This window comes from Arthrobacter sp. K410C (genome assembly GCF_059090105.1).
The window spans coordinates 893,202-917,101 of sequence record NZ_JBNHFJ010000001.1; the positions used below are offsets into that span (position 1 = coordinate 893,202).

At 63.6% G+C, this 23,900-nt stretch carries 23 protein-coding genes and 1 pseudogene; 12 read left to right on the top strand and 12 right to left on the bottom strand.

Features of this window, described 5'->3' with window-relative positions; translation table 11 throughout:
* The first annotated feature begins 295 nt into the window (after positions 1-295).
* The 6 genes from AC5RU7_RS04205 to AC5RU7_RS04230 all read left to right on the top strand — a co-directional run bounded on the left by AC5RU7_RS04205 (position 296) and on the right by AC5RU7_RS04230 (position 4,678).
* Entirely contained in the window at positions 296-1,054 is a 759-nt protein-coding gene (locus AC5RU7_RS04205; protein ID WP_494051190.1) for a prolipoprotein diacylglyceryl transferase, read from the top strand.
* Positions 1,051-1,383, top strand: a complete 333-nt coding sequence (locus AC5RU7_RS04210; RefSeq protein ID WP_494051191.1) for a hypothetical protein — start codon at positions 1,051-1,053, stop codon at positions 1,381-1,383. Before AC5RU7_RS04205 ends, AC5RU7_RS04210 begins: the two co-directional genes overlap by 4 nt.
* A gap of 34 nt (positions 1,384-1,417) precedes the next feature.
* Entirely contained in the window at positions 1,418-1,777 is a 360-nt protein-coding gene (locus AC5RU7_RS04215) for a hypothetical protein (protein WP_494051192.1), read from the top strand.
* Positions 1,774-3,372, top strand: a complete 1,599-nt coding sequence (locus AC5RU7_RS04220) for a radical SAM protein (protein ID WP_494051193.1) — start codon at positions 1,774-1,776, stop codon at positions 3,370-3,372. The genes AC5RU7_RS04215 and AC5RU7_RS04220 overlap by 4 nt, the downstream gene beginning before the upstream one ends.
* Before the next feature lie 20 nt (positions 3,373-3,392).
* On the top strand, positions 3,393-3,767 hold the full coding sequence (locus AC5RU7_RS04225; RefSeq protein WP_494051194.1) for a hypothetical protein: 375 nt from the start codon (positions 3,393-3,395) through the stop codon (positions 3,765-3,767).
* Positions 3,768-3,949: 182 nt separating this feature from the next.
* Positions 3,950-4,678 (top strand): hemerythrin domain-containing protein, encoded by a 729-nt coding sequence (locus AC5RU7_RS04230; protein ID WP_494051195.1) that lies wholly within the window; start codon positions 3,950-3,952, stop codon positions 4,676-4,678.
* Positions 4,679-5,044: 366 nt separating this feature from the next.
* On the opposite strand, the gene AC5RU7_RS04235 is transcribed toward AC5RU7_RS04230, so the two are convergent.
* Positions 5,045-6,244 carry a YVTN family beta-propeller repeat protein gene (locus AC5RU7_RS04235; RefSeq protein WP_494051359.1) on the bottom strand — a complete coding sequence of 400 codons (1,200 nt, stop codon included), beginning with the start codon at positions 6,242-6,244 and terminating at the stop codon, positions 5,045-5,047.
* Positions 6,245-6,902: 658 nt separating this feature from the next.
* On the opposite strand from AC5RU7_RS04235, the gene AC5RU7_RS04240 reads away from it, so the two are divergent.
* On the top strand, positions 6,903-7,424 hold the full coding sequence (locus AC5RU7_RS04240; RefSeq protein WP_494051196.1) for a hypothetical protein: 522 nt from the start codon (positions 6,903-6,905) through the stop codon (positions 7,422-7,424).
* A 62-nt stretch (positions 7,425-7,486) separates the two neighbouring features.
* Here the strand turns inward: AC5RU7_RS04240 and AC5RU7_RS04245 are convergent, their stop codons facing one another.
* The 3 genes from AC5RU7_RS04245 to AC5RU7_RS04255 form a co-directional block, all read right to left on the bottom strand.
* Positions 7,487-8,104: a response regulator gene (locus AC5RU7_RS04245; protein ID WP_494051197.1), complete on the bottom strand. Its 618-nt coding sequence runs from the start codon at positions 8,102-8,104 to the stop codon at positions 7,487-7,489.
* 23 nt (positions 8,105-8,127) lie between these two features.
* Positions 8,128-9,540: a sensor histidine kinase gene (locus AC5RU7_RS04250; protein ID WP_494051198.1), complete on the bottom strand. Its 1,413-nt coding sequence runs from the start codon at positions 9,538-9,540 to the stop codon at positions 8,128-8,130.
* Positions 9,541-9,773: 233 nt separating this feature from the next.
* Positions 9,774-10,316 carry a hypothetical protein gene (locus AC5RU7_RS04255; protein WP_494051199.1) on the bottom strand — a complete coding sequence of 181 codons (543 nt, stop codon included), beginning with the start codon at positions 10,314-10,316 and terminating at the stop codon, positions 9,774-9,776.
* 540 nt (positions 10,317-10,856) lie between these two features.
* Here AC5RU7_RS04255 and AC5RU7_RS04260 point away from each other — a divergent pair.
* Positions 10,857-11,078 carry a hypothetical protein gene (locus AC5RU7_RS04260; RefSeq protein ID WP_494010193.1) on the top strand — a complete coding sequence of 74 codons (222 nt, stop codon included), beginning with the start codon at positions 10,857-10,859 and terminating at the stop codon, positions 11,076-11,078.
* Positions 11,079-11,182: 104 nt separating this feature from the next.
* On the opposite strand, the gene AC5RU7_RS04265 is transcribed toward AC5RU7_RS04260, so the two are convergent.
* Genes AC5RU7_RS04265 through pdhA form a run of 3 tightly spaced genes read right to left on the bottom strand, consistent with a single transcriptional unit; the run spans position 11,183 to position 15,067 of the window.
* Positions 11,183-12,709, bottom strand: a complete 1,527-nt coding sequence (locus AC5RU7_RS04265; RefSeq protein ID WP_494051200.1) for a dihydrolipoamide acetyltransferase family protein — start codon at positions 12,707-12,709, stop codon at positions 11,183-11,185.
* 4 nt (positions 12,710-12,713) lie between these two features.
* The gene (locus tag AC5RU7_RS04270; protein ID WP_494051201.1) at positions 12,714-13,826 is read right to left on the bottom strand and encodes an alpha-ketoacid dehydrogenase subunit beta; all 1,113 of its coding nucleotides are present in this window, start codon (positions 13,824-13,826) and stop codon (positions 12,714-12,716) included.
* Positions 13,823-15,067 (bottom strand): pyruvate dehydrogenase (acetyl-transferring) E1 component subunit alpha, encoded by a 1,245-nt coding sequence (gene pdhA / locus AC5RU7_RS04275; RefSeq protein WP_494051202.1) that lies wholly within the window; start codon positions 15,065-15,067, stop codon positions 13,823-13,825. Before pdhA ends, AC5RU7_RS04270 begins: the two co-directional genes overlap by 4 nt.
* Before the next feature lie 161 nt (positions 15,068-15,228).
* Here pdhA and AC5RU7_RS04280 point away from each other — a divergent pair, with 161 nt between their 5' ends.
* The gene (locus tag AC5RU7_RS04280) at positions 15,229-15,693 is read left to right on the top strand and encodes an Lrp/AsnC family transcriptional regulator (RefSeq protein ID WP_494051360.1); all 465 of its coding nucleotides are present in this window, start codon (positions 15,229-15,231) and stop codon (positions 15,691-15,693) included.
* 582 nt (positions 15,694-16,275) lie between these two features.
* On the top strand, positions 16,276-16,779 hold the full coding sequence (locus AC5RU7_RS04285; protein WP_494051203.1) for a hypothetical protein: 504 nt from the start codon (positions 16,276-16,278) through the stop codon (positions 16,777-16,779).
* Between the two features lie 632 nt (positions 16,780-17,411).
* On the opposite strand, the gene AC5RU7_RS04290 is transcribed toward AC5RU7_RS04285, so the two are convergent.
* The 4 genes from AC5RU7_RS04290 to AC5RU7_RS04305 form a co-directional block, all read right to left on the bottom strand.
* Complete coding sequence (locus AC5RU7_RS04290; RefSeq protein WP_494051204.1) at positions 17,412-18,224, bottom strand: hypothetical protein; 813 nt, start codon at positions 18,222-18,224, stop codon at positions 17,412-17,414.
* An 80-nt stretch (positions 18,225-18,304) separates the two neighbouring features.
* Positions 18,305-18,769: a hypothetical protein gene (locus tag AC5RU7_RS04295; protein WP_494051205.1), complete on the bottom strand. Its 465-nt coding sequence runs from the start codon at positions 18,767-18,769 to the stop codon at positions 18,305-18,307.
* Positions 18,751-19,134, bottom strand: a complete 384-nt coding sequence (locus AC5RU7_RS04300) for a thiol-disulfide oxidoreductase DCC family protein (protein ID WP_494051206.1) — start codon at positions 19,132-19,134, stop codon at positions 18,751-18,753. Before AC5RU7_RS04300 ends, AC5RU7_RS04295 begins: the two co-directional genes overlap by 19 nt.
* A gap of 39 nt (positions 19,135-19,173) precedes the next feature.
* On the bottom strand, positions 19,174-19,677 hold the full coding sequence (locus AC5RU7_RS04305; RefSeq protein WP_494051207.1) for an LbetaH domain-containing protein: 504 nt from the start codon (positions 19,675-19,677) through the stop codon (positions 19,174-19,176).
* Positions 19,678-19,810: 133 nt separating this feature from the next.
* Between AC5RU7_RS04305 and AC5RU7_RS04310 the strand changes: the two genes are divergently transcribed.
* The gene (locus tag AC5RU7_RS04310; protein ID WP_494051208.1) at positions 19,811-21,847 is read left to right on the top strand and encodes an acyltransferase family protein; all 2,037 of its coding nucleotides are present in this window, start codon (positions 19,811-19,813) and stop codon (positions 21,845-21,847) included.
* A gap of 199 nt (positions 21,848-22,046) precedes the next feature.
* Positions 22,047-22,319, top strand: a pseudogene (locus AC5RU7_RS04315) (Lrp/AsnC family transcriptional regulator); the annotation flags it as partial.
* Positions 22,320-22,367: 48 nt separating this feature from the next.
* Here AC5RU7_RS04315 and AC5RU7_RS04320 read toward each other — a convergent pair.
* A complete protein-coding gene (locus tag AC5RU7_RS04320) occupies positions 22,368-23,591 on the bottom strand; it encodes a MinD/ParA family ATP-binding protein (protein WP_494051209.1) in 1,224 nt (407 codons plus the stop codon).
* Between the last annotated feature and the right edge of the window lie 309 nt (positions 23,592-23,900).

The following is a 23,900-nucleotide window of genomic DNA, read 5'->3' on the forward strand; positions in this document are numbered from 1 at the left end:
GTTGGCTGACGTGAACCAGCCGGTCTCGGTGGTGTCAATGAATGGAGCGTGGCTGCCGCGGCCCCGTCGCGGATGGCGCTGCTCGCGGCGCGCAGCGTCTCAGCCAGCGGCTGGGCGCGACGGCCCGAGCACCACCACTTGAATGCCAAGCCAGAACCTGCGGGCCGACTCGATCGTCCGCGTTATGGCATTCCCGTCTCCCGGCAATTTCACCCGGACACAATTGCCCGGCGTTCTTCCTGTTCCGGTCGAAGTCGCAGGGGCGGGCAGGAAGGGTCGCTGTTACACTCTGCTCATGATCGGGCTTCCCTTCGCGGGAGACGGGCTGGTGCACGCCGGCTTATTGGGGCTGGGCATCCTTGCAGCCCTGCTGTTCTACGCTTACGAGAAGCGCCGCAGAGGCCTTACCGATCCCCGGCTGTGGCCGATTGCAGGTTTCGCCATCGCCTTCGGTGCCATCGGCTCCAGATTGCTGACCTGGGATTTTTCCCGGCAGATTTCCCTAGTTGACTGGTGGGGCAACGGCGACCGCAGCATCCTGGCCGGACTGGTCGGCGCATGGTTCGGCGTCCATCTGGCCAAGCGGATGACAGGTTACCGCGACTCCACCGGGGATCTGCTTGCGCCCGCTGTCGCCTTGGCCTTGATCATCGGGCGCGTCGGGTGCCTCCTCACCGAATTGCCTGGCACCCCCACCGGGGGGACGTGGGGAATTGTTCTCACGCCCGCGCAGGCTGCAATGTTGGGTGGAGTTCCCGGGGCGGGACTCCATCCCTCTTTTGCCTATGAAATCGTGTTCCATGTGGCCGCATTCGCACTCATGTGGCGTTACCGGGACCGCCTGCCCCGGTCCGGCGACCTCTTTATCTGCTACGTAACCTCCTACGCCCTCTTCCGCTTCGGCGTCGAATTTGTCCGCGGCAACGAGTTGCTCTGGCTGGGGATGAGCCGTCCCCAGTGGTTCCTCCTGGTGGTTTTCCCCCTGCTGCTCTGGCGGATGCTGCGGGTCTTCGGAAAACCCCTCAACCTCAGGATGGAGGAAAGAGCAGCATGAGTGAGGACTATCCGCCGCGCCAAGAAAGGGAGGAGGAGGATGAGGAGGATCCCCCCGAACCAGGTCTGGGCCCCATGGGGTTGGGAATCCTGGTGGGGGCTACTGCCCTTTATCTCTTCTATTTCTTTGCGCTCTCCTCCATGCATTTCCTCGCCGGGCCCGCAGCATTGATTCCGATCGGCGTCTATCTGTTGGTAGCGGCTGTTCTCGCGGTCAGGCCGCGCACCTCCCGGCTGGGTGCGGGGCTGCTGATTGGCCTGGGGATCTTCACCCTGCTCGGCGGCGGGATCTGCGTCGGACTCCTCGCGCAGATGAGGCCCCTGACATGAAACCACTCCGCCCGATGTTGAAGGAGCGAGCACCATGACCGATGACAATTCCAAAGAACCCTGGAGCCCCCCGCCATCGCGCCAAGAAAAGGAGCCCCAGGAACCAAGACGCGGCTCCATGATGCTTGGAATCCTGCTCGGAGCTGCTGGTCTCTATGTCCTCTATTTCGGGACAACAGCTGGAATTGCGCCGGACGAAGGCTATAAAACCCCTCTCGCCGGGCCGGCAGCGCTGATACCAATCGGGGTGTATCTGGCGGTAGCCGGTGGTCTGGCAATCTGGAAACGCACGTCCCGGTTAGGCACGGGGCTGTTGATTGGCCTGGGGGTCTTCATCCTGGTCGGCGGCGGGATCTGCGTCACGGCCCTCTCGCAGATGAGTAGCCGGATATGAACCCGTTCATTTCCCGGCAGCCGTTGCCGGGCCCCGGCCAGCCTCTTCGCGGGGACCGCATCCACCGCTATGTCACAGCCTTCTGTCCCCGCTGCCACGAGGCGAACCCCCCGCTTGCGCAGGTCCGGCGCCTCTCCGGCGCGCTGCTGATCCGCGACGGGCGGGTCTGGCTTGAACGCGGCTGCCCGGACCACGGACTCATCAGCACGTTGTACGACGAGTCCCCCGAAATTCTGCGCTACCTGGAGAGGTGGCAGGCCCCTACCAAGCAGCACATCCCGGACCAGGCCGGCAATTACCGCCAGGTCCCGGAGGCGTATGCCTACGGGCTGCCCGCCATGCAGACGCAGCACACGTGCATCCTCCTGCAGGACATCATCGAGCACTGCAACCTGCGCTGCCCCACCTGCTTCACCGCCTCCGGACCCCAGCTGCAGGGAGTAGCGCCGCTCAGTGAGGTGCTGGCCAATATCGACACCCGGCTTGCCCGGGAAAACGGGCGGCTGGACGTCCTGATGCTCTCCGGTGGTGAGCCCACGCTCTACCCGCATCTGGCCGAACTTCTGGATGAGCTCGTCGCCCGGCCGATCGTCCGGATCATGGTGAACAGCAACGGCATGCTCATTGCCACCGACGAGGACCTGCTCGCACTGCTGGCCAGGCACCGGGACCGGGTGGAGGTGTACCTCCAATACGACGGCCCGTCCAGAGCAGCATCCATCCACCACCGCGGCGGAGACCTGACCCGCTTCAAAGACCTGGCCATCGCTCGCCTGTCCGAGGCCGGCGTGTTCACCACCCTGACCATGACGGCGGCCCTCGGCGTCAACGACGGAGAGGTCGGCGCCGTCGTCATGCGGGCTCTGGAAACCCCGTTCGTAGGCGGGGTTGCGCTGCAGCCGGTGTTCGGTTCAGGGCGCGGCCACGGCATCGACCCTTTGGACCGGCTCACCCACACAGGCGTCCTGGACAGGCTCGCGGAGCAAACGAACGGGGTGGTCTCGTGGCACGACCTGACGGCACTCCCCTGCTCTCATCCGCACTGCGCCTCGGTGGGTTACATGCTGAAGGACGACGCCGGGGTCTGGCGTTCACTGACAGCCCTCATCGGGCACGACCAGCTGCTCGCCTGGCTGGAACTCAACCCCGACACCATCGCCAACCGGATCGCCGACAGCGCCATCCCGCTCGAGCTGCGAAACCTCATGAAGACCTCACTCCTGGACCTTCTCAGCGAGCAGTCCTCCCTATCCCACCCGCGGACAATGGATCTTTGGAAGAACATCTGCACCCAATGCGACCTCGGCATCGGCACCCTCACCACGCTGGCCGCCGGCAAGCTTCCAGGGCAGCAGCAGCGCCTGCGCCGGCTCCTGGGCGAACGGATCACCCGGATCATGGTGAAGCCCTTCATGGACATCTCCACCATGATCGAGGAACGGCTCACCCAATGCTGCATCCACGTGGGCACCAAGAGCGACGCCGGCGATCACCAGTGCGCCCCGTTCTGCGCTGTCCAGGCCTGGCCGGCCCTGGCCAGGCAACGGATGAGCACAGCCACGGGCACCCGACTCCTCCCGGTCCGCCAGGTCTGAGCCAGGAATAAGGGGAAATGATGAGTTCCGCTTCTGACGCCCGGCGCCTTGCCGCGGGGCCACCGCCGTCACATCTGGTGCGCGCCAGGCTTGCGGCCCGGCAGGGTCACCGGCCAGAGCCCGACGCCGGTCCGCAGTCACCGCCGGCCTTCGATCCATTGCGGCTCTGCATCTTCGCCACCATCGCCCTGCTGGGCTGGGCAGCCGGCCCGGTGGCACTGGCCGTGTTCGCCGCCGTCGGATTCGCAGGCTACTGGAAAGCCCGTCGGCGGGGCCTGACGAAGTCGAAGTGCTACCTCCGCGATACGAGGCTGGTCCTGGCCTACCTGGGCGCCCTCCTGGCAGCCGGGCTATGGGGAATGTATTCGCTGGCCGCCCAACTACTCGGCTTTTAACGCCTTCGCCGATCCGTTTCGTCGCTGCCAAGGGACCCCTCTAGCACCACTATAAAAGTAGTGACAGTTCACTACAAAAGTAGTAATCTGGCTCCGTGGCCACAATCTAATTCGGACCCGGCCCGGAAACCGCCGTGCCGGCGTCCGGGCGGGTATCGCCAGATTTTCCAATGGAGCCAGCCATGACTGATTTCTTCACCATGCGTCCCGGCGAAACCGCGGCACCCCTGCCGCCGGGGCCGGTCCTGTCTACCGGGTCAACCGGTATCCAGCGGGTCCACCGCTTCCTGCTCTGGGCCTATGACGAGGCGCCCGGCCTGGTGCGTTCCGCCAACCCCGGCGACACTGCCCGCGCCGCCTACGTGGGAAAAATGCTGGGTAACTTCCACACGGTGCTCCTTGTCCACCAGGAGGGCCAGGACCTGCTGATGTACCCGCAGCTGGCCGAGCGGGCACCGGCGAGCACACCGCACATAGAGGAGATGCTCAGCCACCACAGACAGATCCGGGACCACGTGAAGGCCATCGAACCCGTCCTTGAACGTTGGATGCAGACGGCGGACGCAGAAAGCAGGGCGGAACTCGCGCAGCGCTACGAAGACCTGCAGCCCGTCCTCAAGGAGCACCTGCGCCGCGAGGTCACCGAAGTGATGCCCGTCGTGGACCGGGTGATGACCGAGGAGGAACTGATGGCAGTACCCAAGCATGGGGTGCGGCAGTACGACAAGAAGTTCCTGGTCTCCTTCCTCGGCCTGGTCCTGGCCACGAATCCGCCGGAAGACCGGCGGAGAATCTTCTTCGACGAGATGCCCGCACCGGTGCGCCTCGCCTACCGGCTGATCGGACGCAGGATGTACCGCAAGCAGTACGCGGCGCTCTTCCCCGGCCGTCCCGTCCCGGAGACGTTCTAGCTGGCGGAGCACCAACGGGCATCAGGCTTTCGCCAGCACCATCGGCTGGTAGTAGCCGCTGACCTGGGGCGGATCAACCGGAACTTAGGTGAGCTGATTGCGAGGGCCCTGCTGCTAAGTCTGAGACTGTTCACCCACTAGGTCTTCACGGTGCTCGGCGCAGTGCACGTCAGGAACTATCCCGCCTCTTTCCTCATCCTTGAGGTAGTGCGTGAAGTGGTTAGTTGTCCTTCCGCAGACACTGCAGAAGGTTTGGTGCTGTTTGGTCCACACGTGACTTGTCCTTGTGCTTCACGAACCGCGCGTCATGTTGCGCGCATGTTCTGCCCTGATATTTGGCGGTGCTGCGTATCCGGCTGCTTCGGCTTACCGGATCTTCGCCTTGGTCACGGTTACCGTGATGAGGCCGGTGACCGTATCGGGCCTGACCCCGTTGGTGGCGGTCACACTGAACGTGAACCTGCCGGCCTTGGTCGGTGTTCCGGCCAGGACTCCCGTGGCGGCATCCAGGGTTAGGCCTGCAGGCAGTGCACCAGAGGAAACCTGGAAGGTCGGGGCAGGGACACCTGTTGCGGCAAACGCGTAGCTGTAGGGGGCACGCGTGGTCGCCTTTGTCGGCGGTGTCGCCGCGATGAACACCGACGCTGCTGCATTCACGGTGATGACCGACACCGTATTGGAGGACGTGTTTACGACATAGAATCTCGACCCGTCGGGGGCGACCGCAATACCAGTGGGAGACGCCCCAACCGGGATCTCAGAGGTCACAACGCGCGACTCCACGTCGATGACCGACACCGTGTTGGAACCGGAGTTGGTGACGTTGGCCGTCAACCCGTCCGGGGCGATCGCAACACTGTCCGGGGCCCACCCGACCGTGATGGTCGCGACCTCATCTTCGGTTGCCACGTCGATGACCGACACCGTGTCACTTTCGTTGTTGGCGACGTAGGCTGTGGACCCGTCCGGCGTGAACGCAACGCCGGTCGGAGACGACCCGACCGGGATGGTGGAGGTCATCGTGCTCGTGGCCACATCAATGACCGACACCATGTTGGAATCCTGCCCGTTGGTGACGTAGGCCGTCGACCCGTCCGGGGTGAACGCAATGGAGTTCGGAAGCGGCCCGGCCGGGATCGAGGAAGTCATCATGTTCGTGCCCACATCGATGACCGACAACGTGTACGTACCAGCGCTGGTGACATATGCCTTCGACCCGTCGGGGGTAAATGCAACGGCGGTCGGAGTCTCTCCGACCGAAATCGAGGAGACCACCGTGCCAGACGCCGCATCAATGACCGACACCGTGTCGGAACCGGTGCTGGTCGCATAGGCCTTCGTCCCGTCCGGGGCGAACGCAACACCGATTGGAAACGGCGCGACCGGGATCGAGGAGGTCACCGTGCCCGAGGCTACGTCGATGACTGACACTGTGTTGGATTCGGCGTTGGTGACGTAGGCCGTCGACCCGTCCGGGCTTAACGCAACCTCTCTTGGGCTCGACCCAACCGGGATCGTCGAGGTCACCATCGTTGCAGCGGTTGCGGGGATATTCCCGACCAGCATCAGTGCCACGACGATTGTGCCGACGACGGCCGCACGCCGCCGAGACCCTGTAGTTATTAGCTGCATCAGATTTCCCCTGTGAGTGAATGCGAATTCTGTTGTGGCGCTTTTGTGCGGCCCCGGAAATCCCCTGCCGTCGTCGTTGACGGTTGGAAATCGTCTTGGCGCAGCCCTGCGCCAAGACCAACGGGTGCCGGCAGGCACCCTTACAACGGGGGGCCGAACCAACCGGCTTAAGCCGGAGTTTATAGACCAGGCGAACCTACGGTCACCATTAGCCGGTACCTGTCTTTTGCGCTGGAGCTACCTGTTTCCATGCATCCGAGAAAAGAGGGCGTTTGCCCATCTAATGGCACTTCTATGAGTCCGCATACGCTGCCTTAAGGAACACCGTTTAGGCATTTGAACGCTTGGGCAAGGGTCAACCAGTCAGTTCCGGACTTACGCTGAATACAGGCAGGCCGGGGGGCTTACAGCAGATGCAGGGAGAAAAAAGGAGCAATGTTCAACAGGCCAGTCAGACACTGCCGTCATTACTGAACCTGTTCAAACGTTGCTTTCAGAACTCAGCTAAACAACAAATTCGGCTGCGGTTCTTTTCGTCCCTGACCTATCGATATAGCGCCTCCAGGCGCGCGGAAAATGTTGAGGAATAACCATGAACAGCAAGAGAATTCTGTCCTGCGTCGCTGCGACCGCGTTCGGGGCAACGTTGGTGCTTGCCACGCCTGCGACCGCGGCAGTCACGTTCGATCCGGCAACCGGCAGCGGGTTTGTTGGCAAGGGCGATGTGCAGCTGGCCTTCGGCTGGAATAACAGTACTTTGCAGAAGGAAGCAACCACCGTCAGCTTTGCAGCAGTATCCACAACCGTCTCGGAAGTGTCGTGGGTGTGCACCAACACCAGAAACGAGAACCTTCAGGAACGAGCGCGGACTACGACGACCAGCACGTCCGGTGTTGTCTCTGCCGTTGCCCGTGACAGCAAAAAGCAAGTGACCGGATTCAACCTCGTGGGATACAGCGGAACGCCCACGTCGACGGAGTCGACCGACGGGCCCCCACTCAACTCCTGCCCCACAAACTGGGTTCTTACGACGCCCGCCGGTGAATCCGAAATTGTGTCCAGCATTTCGACACTAAACGTTACGCATAACGGTGTGACAGTCGCTCTGACGTAACTCTGCGATGTAGCTGAACGCCTAGTAGGTGAGGGTTCCCGCAGCTGGTGGCCGCGGGACCCTCACCACTCTTTCAGCACTTGGAAAGCGCTCGCTCTGTCCTTGACCCGAAGTTTGCGCAAAACCGTCGAGACATGGACGCGTACCGTTGTTGGGGAAACAAACAACCTGTTGGCCACCTCCTCGGTGGACTCCCCTTGGCTCAGGAGTTCCATGACCTCCCGCTCCCGTGGACTCAACTTGGCGGCAGCCGCCGACTTACGTGGCATGAACCTTCGGTTGGGCGCTCTAAACTCCTGCAGGATACGGGTGACGAGTGCGGGAGACATGGCCGCCTCACCGGAGAGTACTCCGCGCAGCACGCCGGCGAGGGCTGCGGGATCTGTGGTCTTCAGCAGGTACCCGGAAGCACCAGCCCGCAAAGAGTCGAAAAGATCATCGTCGTCAGCCGACTGTGTCAGCATCACTACTGCGGCTTCGGGCAATGCTCTGCTGATCTGCTGAGCGGCGTAGATCCCGTTGCCGGGCATGTTGATGTCGAGCAACAGCACGTCGGGACGATGCTCGATAGCGAGCTGGATCGCTTCCTCAGCGGAGGCGGCCTCCCCGCATACCTCCCAACCATCCGCCTCCAGGATGTGCCGGACTTTCGCGCGAATTCGGACTTGGTCATCAGCCATGACAACCCGAAGCCGGTGCTGGTCTACCACGTCACCGTCACCACGCTTCCTTCTCCCGGCCGCGATACGAGGTCAAGGGCCCCTGGCAGGGACCGTGCCCGCTCCCGCATGCTGATCAGACCATAACCGGCGGCCGCACCAGTGGCCCGGGTAACCTCGAAACCCATTCCGTCGTCCTGGATCACCAGGCACTGCCGGTCCCCATTCCTGCACAAGCGAATGCACAGATACCGGGCGCGGCCATGGTGCACCGCGTTGGCCACTGCTTCCTGAGTGATGCGAACCAGCGCATGCTGCTGCTCCGCGGTAGCTTCGATGGAGCTATCAACCTCGACATCCGTGCGGACCTGGTACCGCTGGGACAGCTCGCGCGCCACCCGGCGCAGGACAATCCCCAGGGCTTCGTCGCCACCGTGGCCCAGAGCGTGCACTGCCGAGCGGGCCTCGTCCAGCGCCCGGTCGCAGGTTGCGAGGATCTCGTCCCTCACGGGCAGGGCAAGAGGAAGAGAGGAGCCCGACATACGCAACAGCGCAAGTTCCTGGATGACGCCGTCGTGCAATTCACGCGCCAGCCGCCGGCGATCCTCAAGCACGGCTACCCGGGAGTAGGCGTCCCAGTACTGCTTGATCTCCCGGCTGCCGCCGAGCAGGAGCAGCAAATAGAAGCCGGTTCGCAGTATGTCACCGGTATAAAACCAGTCCGTGTACAGCGAGGGGAACATAACGTAGTTGACGCGGGCGAAGGCAGCCAAGGCGCAAGCCGGCCCTAACCAGCGCAGCAGAGGATCGGCGCGATCTGCCGCGCGCACCGTGAAGGCAACTGATGCAACAAAGAAACACAGCGCCGCGCTTCCCTGGGCAATCGTCAACAGAGGGTGGACGGCCAGCAGCATCGGCTGCGGGGCTGCGTCCCCAGCTTGCCCGATAGCCAACGGGAGTAGGGACCGTCCTCCCCACATGACCGAGGACATGATGACGATGACCACCGCCGGCACGGCCAGCACCCACCATCCCGAGCTGAAGGGCACTTCGCGGGCCGGGCTTGTCAGCCCAGCGCACATTGTTAGGACCGCACCGACAAGCCTTAACGCCAGGGGCAGCCAGACATCGAAGGTTCCATCGCGATCCTCACCCAAGAACTCACTCATCCACGACAGCCCGGCCCCGGCGACGGCCAGGAGCACAAGGCCTTGAGCCAGCAACAGGTCCTGCAGCTTGCGGGTTCGCATGAACCGGCCGGAAAGGAGATATGCAACCAGCAAGGCCACGCAGGAATCGACTGAGTCCACCACCAGGTGCAGAGACGGGTTGCGGTACCCGAAGAGCACGTCCGGACTCCACAGCACGAGGCCGGTCACGATGAGGCCAAGCGCCCATCCGGCCAGCGCCAGCCACAGTGCGCGGCCAAGGCTCTCTGAATCGAGGCGGTCGTCCACCGGCCTCGGTCTCCTCACCAGATCCAGACGAAGAGCCTATCTTCCCGACTCAGTGCAGGTGATGTTATCCAACCCTGGGACATATTTCTAGGCCGGCACGGTGGGTTGCGCGTACGAGGACGGCAGGCGGCAGAAGCCGGGGGCGCCGCCGTCGGACGCCGAACATTTCCAGGTATGGCTGGAAACGTCCGGCGCCGACGGCGGACAGGCAGATGGCTGCCCCTTACGGTTCGCTAGCCAAGCGGGTGCCAGGTGTTCCCGTCGGCCGTCACTTCAAGGCCGCCGCCTGTTTCGGTTGTCTCTGCGTTTTCGTCGTAAACGAAGCCGCTGGGGTTGGCCGGGCAGGAGCCCACGGCAGGACCGTCCGTTACTGAGACGGAAGCGCCGCCTTCATATCCCGTCAGGAAGAAGCCCGTAACAGCGCCGTCCTTGCCCTTGGAGTTTTCCCGGGCCACGCTGGTGACAAGGCCTTGCGTGGTCACAGACGTGCTCCGCTCCTGGACAATTTCACGGACCACGTCGTTGCCCTGCACCACCTCTTTGCTGCAGGTCCACGAGGTTTCAGAGACTGAGTTGACGCGGAAGTCCACCTTGGCCGCGTTGTCCTGGAGCGCCTTGTTGGACCAGCTGAAGACGGTCTGCACATCGCCCTTCCCAACGAAACCGGTACCCGTGGCGGGGTCGAACGTTACCGCTGCGGTAGCGGGGACCGCCGCCAGCATCAGACCTGCAATAGCCGCCGAGATGGCGGTAATTTTCCTGGACGTGGTTTTCATGAGCTTGAAGCCCCTTCTCTATCGGCTCTGGCCGGGCGTGCGCCCGGTAACCGGAGCCTAGGGAGGATGCCCGCGCGAGTAATCAGAGGTGGTTACCCGACTTTTCGGGGCCGACGCGTCTGCAAGGGCCAGTGGTACTCACTTCCCGCGACGGCGTACCTGTACCACTACTTGCGCAGGGGTCCTCGGGGACGAAGCCGAAGAACCGCTCCACCTTGTTCAGCCAGAATAAATAGTTGGAGTGAAGTGCATGTGGAAATGCGGCGGTCCTGGGGAACTGGTATGACCGTTTCAGAAGAGGTCTTGACCGTCCCGTCCAGAGGGGATCACACTTTTTATGGGCGCGATTGACGACAACGTCTATCGGTCAATGTTCGGAAGAATCTTTTCACTCATCACGGAGAGAAGATTCCGCACCAGGTCGGAGAAATTTCCCATGATCGGGTCTCCTGGTGCGGCCGCAGACGCGGAGGGGACACCGCGATTACCTCCGTCTCACATCATTCATGCATAGGAAAATTACAAAGGGTGGGGTACGTAATGGACATTGAGCAGCTGTGGGATCGGCTCGAACCAGAAACGCGGCATTGGCTGGTGGATAATCCGGGGTGCCGCATCCTTCCCAGAACCATTGCGGCAGAGATCAAAGCGGCTACCGGAGCCGAGTTTGAACAGGACCGGCACGGTGAAAGTATCCTCTCCGCCAGCGACTGCGACTTCATTCGCAGGGCAGCGGAACTCCACGACGCCCGGCGGCACTGAGTCTGGGCAGCCGCGTTTTGGAAGGTTTCGTATCGAAATACCGCCATAAGTGAGCGAGCGTTGCAGGAAACACCGCCATAAGTGAGAGAGCGTCGGGACTCCGGTTAGATGTCGGCCAGGAGGGTGGAGGGGTTCTCCATCGCGTCTGCCACGAAGCGGAGGAAGCCGGCCGCCGTTCCTCCGTCGCAGACCCGGTGGTCGAACGTCAGCGTCAGCTCGGTGACTTTGCGGACCGCCAGTTCGCCGTTGACCACCCACGGCTTGTCGATGATCCGGCCGACGCCGAGGATCCCAACCTCCGGATGGTTGATGATCGCCGCGGACCCGTCCACGCCGAACACACCGTAGTTGTTCAGCGTGAAGGTACCGCTGCCCAGCTCCGTAGGGGTTGCCTTGCCCTGGCGTGCGACGTCGGTCAGCCGGCGGATCTCGGCGTCCAGTTCGCGGGCGCTCAGCTTTTCGGCGCCGCGGACAGAGGGCACCACCAGGCCGCGGTCAGTCTGGGCCGCGATGCCGAGGTTGATCCCGCTGAACGCGACGATATCTTGGGAGCCGTCGTCGGCCGTTTCGATGCGGGTGTTCAGCTCCGGGTACTTTTTCAGCCCGGCTGTGACAAAACGGGCGATAAACGCGAGCAGGCCCGGGACCTCTGCGCCGTTGGTCTTCATTCCCTCGCGGAGCTCCAGCAGCGCGGTCGCATCCACGTCCACCCACACAGTTGCCTCGGGAATCTCCGCGCGGCTGCGGGCCATGTTCGCGGCGACGGCCTTGCGGACGCCGCGGACCGGCGTGCGGGAGGAGACGGCCAGACCGGTGCGGGCGTCCACGCCCTCGGTCTCAACAGACCGGGCGGCAGACTGAGTTTCGGCAGGCTCCACCGCCGGGCGCGGCATAGCTTCGGCCGGCTTGGTTTCGACGGGGTGAATGGCTGCCTCGACGTCGCGGCGCATGATCAGCCCGCTCTCGCCGGAGCCGTGGAGCTCGCCGAGATCCACGCCGTGTTCCTTCGCCATCCGCCGGACCAGCGGGGAGATCACCGCCCCGAGCTTCCCGGGCACGCGGGTACGCAGCAGCGAGAGGTCGTCTTCGGCAGGCTTGCTCTCAGCAGGCTCAGCCAGCGAGCGCGACGGCTCAGCGAGCGCAACCGAACTCTTCCGGGCGCGGGTGCGGCGGGCGGTGCCGTGGCCGCCGGGAGTTCCGTAGCCGATCAGGACGTTTCCGGACCCGGCCTTCTCCTCCTCCCGGTAGGACTGGGCCACGTGGGTTTCGCCGGGCTCAACCGGTGCGGACTCGGCCACCGGCTCGCCCAGTTCCGTTTCGGCAGGTTCAGTCACAGGCTCCGCAGGTTCCGGCGCGGGGGCGGCATCAGAAGCGGCGGCCCCGGAAGAAGCGGGCGTCACCGAGATCAGCGGCTTCCCAACGTCGATGGTCTCCCCCGGCTGCCCGTGCAGCTCGGCGACAACACCCGCATAGGGAGAGGGCACCTCAACGGTGGACTTGGCCGTCTCCACCTCCGCTATCGGCTGGTCCACGGAGATGGTGTCCCCAACAGACACATGCCAGGACATCAGCTCGGCCTCGGTCAGCCCCTCCCCCAGGTCCGGCAACAAAAACACGCGAGTCTCGCTCATGAAATCAGTCCTCCCACTGAAGGTCGTCGACGGCGTCGAGGATGCGGTCCACGCCGGGCAGGTAGTACTTCTCGAGTTTGGGTGCCGGGTACGGGATGTCGAACCCTGTGACGCGGCGGATGGGTGCGGCCAGATGGTGGAAGCAGCGCTCCTGGACCCGGGCCACGATCTCGGAGGACACGGACGCGAAGCCGTGCGCCTCGGCGATCACCACGGCCCGGCCGGTCTTCCGCACAGATTCACAAACAGTAAAGTCGTCGAACGGGACGAGGGTCCGCACGTCGATGACCTCCAGGGAGCGCCCCTCCAGCGCGGCTGCCTCGGCGGCCGCCAAAGCCGTGGGAACGGACGGCCCGTACGCAATCAGCGTGGCATCGGTGCCGGGACGCGCGACGGCGGCCCTCCCCTCGGTGGTGGCGCCCGCCGTCGTGCCTTCCTCATAGGAAGCACGCAGGGCCGCGAGGTCCACCAGGTCCTTGGACCAGTACAGCTTCTTGGGCTCCATAAACATGACGGGATCGTCCGAGTCGATGGCCTCGCGGAGCATCCGGTACCCGTCCGCCACGGTAGCCGGGGTGAATACCTTCAGGCCGGCGGTGTGGGCGTAGTAGGACTCGGAGGAGTCACAGTGGTGCTCCACTCCCCCGATGCCGCCGCCGTACGGAACCCGGATCACCATGGGCAGCTTCACGGCCCCGCGGGTGCGGTTGTGCATCTTGGCCACGTGGCTGACGATCTGCTCGAACGCCGGGTAGGCGAACGCGTCGAACTGCATCTCCACCACCGGGCGCATCCCGTTGATGGCCATGCCCACGGCCATGCCCACGATCCCGGACTCGGCCAGAGGCGTGTCGAAGCAGCGCTGCTCGCCGAACGTTTTGGTGAGCCCGTCGGTGATGCGGAAGACCCCGCCCAGGGTGCCCACGTCCTCGCCGAAGACCAGGACGGAGGAGTCGGCGGACATGGCGTCCACCAGGGCGGTGTTGAGGGCCTTGGCCATGGTGACCGGCTGCGGGCCGGCGGCTTCGGCGGTGGCCGCGGCGGAGGCGGCGGCCCGGGCGGTGGCGGCGGAAACGTTGCCGTTGGCCTCGGAGGAGGTGGTGACGGTGGGGCTCACTTGGCGGCCTCCTGGCTTGAAGAGCTCTGGGCTGCGGCGTCGCGGGCGAGTTCGTCGGCGAGCAGGGCGGACTGTTCCCTCAGCTGCGGCGTTTGCCGAGCGAAGACGTGGCGGAAGAGTTCCTGCGGGTCCACGGGGACGTCCTCGCTGAGGCCCTCGCGGAGCTGCGCGGCCACGGCCTCGGCCTTTTCGGCGATCCGGGCCTCCCCTGCGGAGTCCAGCAGGCCGCGGTCCGTCAGGTAGGTCCGCATCCGGTTCACGGGGTCCTTGGCCCGCCACTCGGCAACCTCGGCGCTTTCCCGGTAGCGGGTGTCGTCGTCGGCATTGGTGTGGGCCTGCATGCGGTAGGTGTTGGCTTCCACCAGCAGGGGGCCGGAGCCTTCGCGGGCGAGCTTCACGGCGCGGTCCAGGACGGCGAGGAGCGCGACGACGTCGTTCCCGTCCACACGTTCGCCCGCCATGCCGTAGCCCACGGCCTTGTGCGCGAGCGACGGCGCCACGGACTGGTGTGCCAGCGGCACCGAGATGGCGTACTTGTTGTTCTGGACGAAGAAGATGACGGGCAGGTGGAAGACGGCGGCGAAGTTGAGGGCCTCGTGGAAGTCGCCTTCGCTGGTGGCGCCGTCGCCGCACATGGCCAGCACCACGGTGTCCTCGCCGCGGAGCTTGGCGGCGTGTGCGACGCCGACGGCGTGCAGCAGCTGCGTGGTCAGCGGGGTGCACTGGATGCCCACATGGTGCTTGACGGGATCGAACCCGCCGTGCCAGTCGCCGCGGAAGATGGTCATCACCTGCACGGGGTCCACGCCGCGGGTCATCACGGCGACGGCGTCGCGGTAGGTGGGGAACATCCAGTCGCCGTCGGACAGGCACAGGGCAGCCGCCACCTGGCAGGCCTCCTGCCCGTGGCTGGACGGGTACACGGCCATGCGGCCCTGCCGGACCAGGGCGGAGTTCTGGTCGTTGACGCGGCGTCCGACGACGAGCTGTTCGTACGCTGCCAGCAGTTCCTCATCGCCGGGCAGGGGGTATTCGTGGCCCGGTTCGGTGCCCTGCTCGGCCTCGGGCTTGAGCCGGCCGTCCGGATCCACCATCTGGATCTGGTGCCGGGCCGGGAGCATATAGTCCTCGGCCGTGATGCCGAACTTCTTCACCGCTTCGGTGAGCGCGTCCTCGTGCGGCATGCCTGCCTGGCCGGTGCTTGTTGCGTCCCGTGCCGTGTGGTCTGCGGAGATCGTCATTGGTCCGTTCCTTCTGTTGCCACTATTCCTTCCCAGTATTGACCTGCGGGAGGTTTCGTATCCAGCACCTGCGGAAATCGTGGAGAAGCTGCTCAGCTTTCCCTAAACTGGGAGACGATTTGCAAATGTGAGCCAGATTACGAGTGGGGGTCGTGGACAAAATGCCAGCACAGGAAGCGCGGACGGAGCCGGTGCCGCTGGACGACATAGACCGGAGCATCATTGCCGAGCTCACCCGGGACGGCCGGATGTCCGTGACCCAGGTGGCGGAGAACGTGCATATTTCGCGGGCGCACGCCTACACCCGCATTGCCCGGCTGACGGGTGAAGGGGTACTGTCCCGGTTCACGGCCGTGGTGGACCCGATCAAGGCGGGGCTGAAGTCCTCCGCCTACGTGACGCTGAAACTGAAGCAGGACGCCTGGCGGGAACTGCGCGACCAGCTGGGCGCCATCCCCGAGGTGCACCACATCGCCCTGGTGGGCGGCGACTTCGATGTGATCCTGCTGGTCCGCGCCGTGGACAACATCGACCTGCGCCGGGTCATCTTCGACCAGCTGCAGTCCATGCCGGGCGTGCTGGACACCCAGACGTTCCTGGTGTTCGAGGATGTGGACACGCGGTGATTAAGGGCAGTAGTTCTCTCCCGTGACAGCATGGTAACGGGGGCTACAGGATTATAACGGGGAGCGGCGGGTCACTTTCAACCACGATTCTTGAGCAAGGCGCAGCCGCTTTGCGCCCAAAGCGGCCGTTCAAGTAGCCAAGGTTGCGGGCGATACCATCTCCGCCGCCGATGCCGCCACCTTCACTATCCGCATGCCGGACCCCTCCGGATTCACTGCCGGGCAGGAAACCGACTTCGTCACGCTCGGCGCCGGGCAGGCCACCTTCGAGCCGCAGGCCACAAATTACTACCCCTTCCCGAACACCGACGACTTTGCCGGCGGCATCTGGACCGGTCGCACCGCCACCGTCTCCGTCGTCAGTGAGTCGGGGCGCCGCCATCCTCGCCACCGCCACGGGCACCTCCACATCCGGCGGCTTCGGGCACGCCAACGACTCGGCCGTCGTCCCTGGGCTTGCTGCTGGGGTCCAAGCAGATGGCGGCACCCGGCAGGGCACGGCGCTACGCGGCGCCGGGCAGTTGATCCTTGCGCCCCTGGGAACAACCCCCGATGTCCTGACTTCCACGTCACAGCTTTTACATGGACCGCGACTACGGGCAGGCCGCCATCTACGCTCCCCTCGGCCCGCTGAGGGGATTCTCAGGCACCGCCTCCAAATCCGGGCGGTTCTACGCCGCGCACTTCCAGCCGTCCCGCGACATGAACATCAAGTCCGCGACGTTCCGTCTGACCGTAACGGCCACCACCAACGATCCGGTAGAGGTCGTCATCCTCGACTCGACCGGCGCGAGGATCGCCACGTCCGGCTCCGTGTCCGTGTCCTCCCTGATGAACTCGACGGGAACGAAGGTCATCGCCCTGCCCAGCGTGCCCCTGGTCAAGGGGCAGAACTACTACGCCTGCCTCCTGACCGTGAGCCCCGGCACCGCGGCATCACTGCGGCCGGTCAACGTCTTTGGGGATGCCTTCGCGCAGGCGGAAACGTGGTACGTGTCCGGGCAGACCATCCCTGTCGGCGCATCGGTCACCGGCGTCACCAGCACGGGCGGCGTTCCCCTGCTCGTTCTCCGGGAGTTCGCATGAGCAATAGCCCGCCCATCCCGGCGAACACTCAGCAGCCGCTCCTGCGGGATGCGCCTCCTGAGCTGTCGTCATCCCGCATGGTGACCATCACCGACGACCCTGCCACCCGGCTGATCCAGCTCAACCCCGGCGGGGACTGCCTCATAACCGCTCCGTCAACGGTCCGGTACCTAAAGGCTGCATTCGCAGTCGAAATGGACCGCATGGTGACCGTGGTCGGCGGCCGGAACGTCGCATGGTTCGGCGGGCACCTCGTCGGGGAGCCCAGCCCCATCGCGACGCTTACCCGTCGATTGACGCTGACGGGCTCACACTCACGGTGGCCAGCACCACCGGCTTCACGGGCGCCGGCTGGTTGCGGCTGGACGGCGAAGGAATCCGGTACACGTCCAAGCCGCCGCGGAATCGTCAGACGGCGGAGCCGTCCAGCGGATCGAGGCGTTCGATGTGGAGTTGATAAGAGCTAACGATGTCACGAACACTCTCCTGACACACTCCGCTGCCGAGACAGAATGGACGTATCCTCCCCGGCTCCCGACTTCGTTCTTGCGAAGCGGTAGGCGCGGGCTACGTCCATGCCGGATACCGCCGAACCTAAAAAAGCGCCCCACGCTTTGTGCGTGGGGCGCTTTTTAGGTTCGGGCTGCGTGCGCTGGATATCTTGCCCGCACGAATTTACCTCGGGCCCAGAAGAACATCGGTGCGAGGAAAACTGCATAGAGGAAGAAGTAGCTAGCGAAGTCGATGCCAAGGCTCATGTACACGCCCGCGTGGAATGCGAGCATAACCAGGATGCCAAGACGGAACAGGGCCGGGACCAGTACAGCCATGATGAGCCAGCCTTCGGCAAAAATCGTCGTATAGTCCATAAACTTCCAGAAGAGGTGGTTATCGAAGGCGAAGATGACGTCCACCAACGGGCCGAGCTTCTCACTTTCAGCAATGTCACGGGCGATGAAACCGCGGCTCGCTTCCTTCCCAGGGTCGAGCCAGCCGGCGACCGCCTTAGGAAGCGCTGCCGAGAACAGTGCGTACGCCACGGTGACCGCCCAGAGCAGCATTGGGAAGCCTCTCGAATCTCTGGCCCTGCTTTGGCGCGCGTCCAGCGAGTAGGCGGCGCCCCAGCCGGCGAAGGCCATGAAGGCAGGGAAGAGTTCGTAGAGGATGAAGTGGTCAAGTTTACCGAAGGAGTGGGTGACACCTGCGCCAATGATCATGACCGCTGTCAGCGCAATCGAAGTTTGGAACGTCTTGATGCCGACCAGCACGGCGAGAGCGAGCACCGCACGGAGGACTTCCAAGCCGACCATGAACCACATGTCGGGCGCCGCTGTCATCCAAGCGAAGAGTCCCGGGCGGGGCTGGAAAAACGCCGCTGGGGCATCTGCCGTCCAGGTGTAGTCCACGCCGAAAACGATCACGTGCGCCGCGAACAAGATCCGCACAACCCCAAGGTATGCCGGCTGTACGCGGTAAGAGTCGGCGGTCCTGTCTACCCAGGAGGCGGCAAAATCGACTGCCTTACTCAAAACGTCACCACCGTCGTCTCGCAGGGCTTGGCGTTTACTACCGAGGCGTTTCTTACATCGACTGCCGCGTCCTGCCAGCAGATCTCGACAGAAGCAGGCTTCCGGCCGTCGCCAACGGCTTCGGCTCTCGCTTCCAACCAACTGCGAGTCTCAGCGTCAATCTGCTTGCCTGGCTTGAATGCGTGGTTCAGCGATGGACGCGCTGCGGAGAACCGGATGCCATTCATCAGCTGAGAAACTTTGGGGCTTGCTGTTGTGCCGTCCGTGTAGGCAACGGTTATCCTCACCATTCGGCTCGGAAAGAGTCCGGCGCGCGTGGGCGCGGCCCCGAATGACGGCATACGGACGGCCGGGTAAGGCTCTGGTTCTACAGCGAATGAGTAAACTCCCTGCGCCAGCAGGATCCCGCCAAAGGCGACCAGTGCGGTCAGGCGTCTCTTGGCTAGTTTGGCAGCCGGCATGCGTCGGTCCCCCCAGGCATGGCATGTCGGTTCTTCGCGATCAGTTTGTAGACCGGTGCCGCTGCGTGGCGGATGCCCGGGAGGAGGATGAAACGGCCGACGATATTCCAGCCTGGTCCGCGGGCGATGAGTGCCTGCGCGATGGCGGCCTCCGCCCCAGCTTTTACTTCGCCCCCGTCAGCCCAGTAGGCCGCGGTTTCGACCATCTCTTCGGTGAGGCCGAGGGCCTCCAGATCGCGGATGCCTTGCCACGGTTTGATGTTTACGGTTCCAGGCTTTGCTAACCATTTTGCGGAGCGGGTGCAGAATCCGCAGTCGGCATCATAAATAAGCGTGCGCTGAAGCGCTACGTCCCCCATTGTCATGCCCCTAATCATAGGGGAAGCGTGATGCCCCGAATCGTGTTAGTTATGGGCCGTGGACTCGATGTGACGGACGGCGGCGCTGACTACAGTGGTGCCCGCGGGGACGTCCTTGCTGACTATGGTGCCCGCGCCAACAGTGACATTGTCGCCAACGGTGACTCTGCCTACGGCTCCGGAGTTCACGTAGAACAGCACGCCGTCCCCCACTGTGGGCACGTTGGTCTTGTCGTGGCCAAATCCGCCAAGGGTCACACGATGGTAGAGGGTGACGCTGCTCCCGATCTTCACGTTCGGGTGCAGCGCAATCCCACGGCCTCCATGGGGGAGGCGCAGTCCAGGCCCGCATTGAACCCGCCCGGGCATGTCTGCCCCCACGACTCCCTGCATCCAAACAATGTCGAGGGCCTTCGCGAATACTCGTTTGACCTTGGTCAGCTTTCCGCGCTGCGCTGCCTGGTTGATCCGGAATACCGTGACCGTGATCCGGTCCAGCAGACGGACGTTGACGGCATAGTCGGCGCGAAGGTCAGATTTTATCCCCATGGCCCAATCATAAGGGTACGAATGTATTGTCATCCCGCGACGTTTCCCCGCCCAATTCCTCGCTGCGGGCCGGGAAGTCGTAATATCAGCGCTGGGGGAAATGGCTTTCCTCTGCGCTGATATCAGGGGGAACATGCTTACCGTCACGACCGAACGAGCCGTCAAGAAGGGCGACTCTCACCGGATAGACATTCAAGGGCTCCGTGCGATCGCCGTGCTCTTAGTCGTTCTCTACCACGCCGGAGTATCCATCCTTTCAGGCGGGTATGTCGGCGTCGATGTCTTCTTTGTCATCTCGGGCTACCTGATAACCTCCCATCTCCTCCGGTCACTCCAAGTCACCGGCCGCATCAAATTCCTTGACTTCTACGCCCGCCGGATCCGCCGCCTGGTCCCGGCTGCGTTACTGGTCATCGTAGTAACCCTCGTTGCCTCGATTGCGCTTTTGCCTCCCCTGAGGGCCATGGCGATCGCCCGGGATGCTGCGGCATCAACGGCTTACGTCCCGAACATGTGGTTCGCCTTCACGGGCACCGATTACCTCACGGAGAAGTTCCCCTCGCCTTTCCAGCAGTACTGGTCTCTGGGCGTTGAAGAACAGTTCTACCTCCTGTGGCCCTTCATCCTCTGTGGACTATGGTTCGCGTCAAAGCGGTCGCCGAAGATCTTGGCGGTCTTCCTCTTCGCCCTTGTCGGGCTGTCCTTGGCCCTTAGCGTGCTGCTCACACAGACCTACGGCCCATGGGCCTTCTTCACACTGCCCACCCGCGCCTGGGAGTTCGGAATCGGTGGGCTCGTCGCCGTTCTCCACCTGACGAAGACGCACGAGGCCATGGCCTCGCGAGCGTGGTCCCCCGCCCTTGCCGCTGTCGGTCTGGGCATGGTTGTTCTAGCCGGCTTCGTGTTTACATCCTCCACACCATTTCCCGGGTACGCCGCGCTCCTGCCCGTAGTTGGCACCGCTCTGCTCATCGCGTTCAGTCATGACACCCAGCGCTCAGTAGCCCGGGTTCTCAAGACCAAGCCGATGACCTACATCGGTGACATCTCTTATTCCCTCTATCTGTGGCACTGGCCAGTAATCATCATCCCGGTCACGCTCGCGGGTGGAAGCCTCCCCCTATGGCAGACACTCTTGCTTGCAGCTTTATGCGTGCCGCTTGCTCATTTGACGTACAAGTACATCGAGAACTGGGCCAGGTTGTCCCCGAAGTTGAAGGCCATTCGGCCCACTCGATTCCTCCCTGCCGCGATCCTCGTCACTGCGCTCCTGGCTGGCGCGATATTCGCCGCCGGAAACGTCCTCGACAAGAGGCTCGTAGCATCAAACAAGACAGCATCGGAGTTCACAGCTGCGGCGCCCATCGTCTTCACGGACTACGTACCCGCAAACGCCAGGCCGCGCCTTCAGCAGGCCAACTTCGATGTTCCCAAAGCTTCAAAGATGGGGTGCAGCCCGGATACCTACGACGGAACTCTCAAGGTTTGCGAGTTCGGCGTCACTGCATCGCCCACCACCTACATCCTATTCGGGGACTCGCATGCGGCTCAGTGGTTTCCCGCAGCAGAAGCTCTGGCCATGGGGCAGGACGCCAGGCTGCTCGTCATGATCAAGGCAGGCTGCGCCTCCATCGACGTGCCCCGCTATGAGACCGGCAGCGTGGACCAGTTCTGTGAGAAGTGGAGGGCGTCTGCCATGGATCGAATCCAAAGGGAGAAGCCCCAGCTGGTACTCATGGCTAACCTGCACGTTCGGCAAGGCCAGGACGGAACGAACGTCACCTCAAGCACCTGGAACAAAGCCACGACGGCGACACTTCACAAGATCCCCGCCGAGTCCCGCGTCGCCGTCCTCGCAGACACTCCATGGTTCACAACGTCGCCGGTCCAATGCGCATCACTGAACGTCGACAACCTTTCCCCCTGCGCAGTCCCCCGTAACGAGGTCATTGACCCTGAGTGGGTAGCGAAAGACAAAGCCGCCGTCGAGGCAGCAGGGGCCAGCTACGTGGACATGACCGATACGTTCTGCACAGACCACTGCAGCCCGTTCATTGCCAACACCGTCGTGTACCGCGACACCCACCACCTCACCGCCACATTCGTCAAAGCCCTGGCAGGACCCTTCCGCGACCGGCTGTCGGCGGCAGGTGTTCTCGAGGGCCAATAAGACCGGTTATGTTTCCTCACCATACTGTCCGGCCTTTCATACTTCGCCTTCCGTACTGCCGGAAGGAGTCAATGCCGGATGGCCGGGTTCCGATGGAGCACCGACGCGCTTCAGAATATTCGTCGGACAGCCGTCTATCCCTCACCCCGATGGACGAGAAAGTGGTTTTTCCCCAGCGATGGGTGCTGCCCAAAACTAAGCCGTGATGGACTTGATAAAGGCGGGGCTGAAGCCCTCGTCCTACGTGACGCTCAAGCCGAAGCAGGAATCTCGGCGGGAATGGCGTGACCAGCTGGGTGTCATTCCCGAGGTGCCACATCGCCCTGCTGGTCGGCGACTTCGACGTGATCCTGCTCGTCCGCGCCGTGGACAACATCGACCTGCGCCCGGTCATCGTCGACCAGCTGCAGTCCATGCCGGCGGTCCTTGATACGCAGACATTCCTGGTATTGAGGATGTGGATACAAGGTAAAGAGCGACCAGTTGAGTTACCGCAACGCGCTGACTACTGCTGTGAGGACTACTGATACCCGTCAACGATCGCCGCAGCGATCTCCTTGTACGCCCGCCGGGTCTCCGGCTTCAGAACGTCCAGCGTGACAAGATCGCCATCTGCCACGCCGCGGTCATGCGGCACGGCGATCAGTTCACGGCAGATCCCGGCAAGGTGTTCCTCGATGGCATCTTTGTCCACGCGCGAGGACACTTCATCTTTGTCGGTAATAACAACGATGGCGTTCCTGGCCAGATCCTCGTACCCGTGGCTGGCCAGCCAGTGCAGCGTGCTGCGGGCGCGCTTGGCTCCACTTACCGCGTAGCCGGCAGCGATGACCAGGTTGTCCGCGGACTGCAGGATCCCGCTCATCGCGTTGTGCGTGACTCCGGTACCGCAGTCGGTCAGCGCCACAGAGTAGTAGCTTGAGATAAGCTTGCGGATCCGCAGGTACTCCTCGGCGGTTAGGGAGTCAGACACCTCCGGGTCCTGCTCCCCCGCGATCAAATGCAATCGCCCCGCGTGGTGCATGTAGCGGGCCAAGGCAGTTAGGGAGTCAACGGACTCTATGTTCTTCAGGAGATCTGTGATGGTCCGGGGACTCGCCTGCTGGTAGATGCCCTCCCCCAGGGCGCGCTCCACCAAGTCTCCCGAGTCCGGGTTGGCGTCGATTGCGCAGGGGGCGTCCCCCCGGTACTCGGCAAGGGTCAGTCCCACCCCCACAGTCGTTGACGTCTTGCCGATACCGCCTTTGAGGCTTAGCACGGCCGTGTTGTAGCTCCCCTGCAGCTGGCGCGAGATACGGCGGGCCAGTTCGTCTTCCTGGCGCTGCTTCGCCCCGGGGCCCAGGTTCCAGGCACCACCCGTGAGCTTGTAGACGGCACCGCGGAATCCGCCGACGGGACGGGGCTTCTGTTCCTTGACGAACAGCCCTGGCGAGCTGATGAAGTCCGGCATGGGGCTGTCAGCGATGGTGTCAGCGACAGTCGGCCGGCTACGCCGGAAGGCTGGAGTGTCCGAGGGGGCATCGGACGGCATCGGCGGTACTTGCCGGGCAGCATCGGATTGCCGGGAGGACGCGGTGCCCGGAGTCGCTGGCTCTGCAGACGCCGGCGGCCGCGTAGGGGCCGGTACGTGCGGGCCCTGCTTCGCTTCGTCGGCTGCTGCCGCGGCCTCGGCCCAGGAGGTCCGATTCGTAGCTGGGCGGCCGGCGTCAGGCTGGCTTGAGGTGTCGGGTGTTACTGCTGGCATGGTTCCTGTCCGGACATCCGTCAGTTTACCGTCGGCGCGACGAAGGTCGCGGCGACGGCGCTGCGGCTGCCTTGCATCCTCTGCATGGGCGTGTGCGTTCTGATCCGCCGGATCGGGCATGTCTGTCCCCCCAGGACGTTCGGCAAAGGTTCTGCGACACTGATTCAACAGTAAGTCTAGGGGGTTTGGCTCCCGGGGCAGGTCAGACGCGTATGAGCGCAGCGGCCACGACGGCGGCCGTGAGAATCAATAGAACGGCCAGGACAGCGTAGCCCTGCCACTTCGGACGGCCTTTGTGCGGGTTAATGT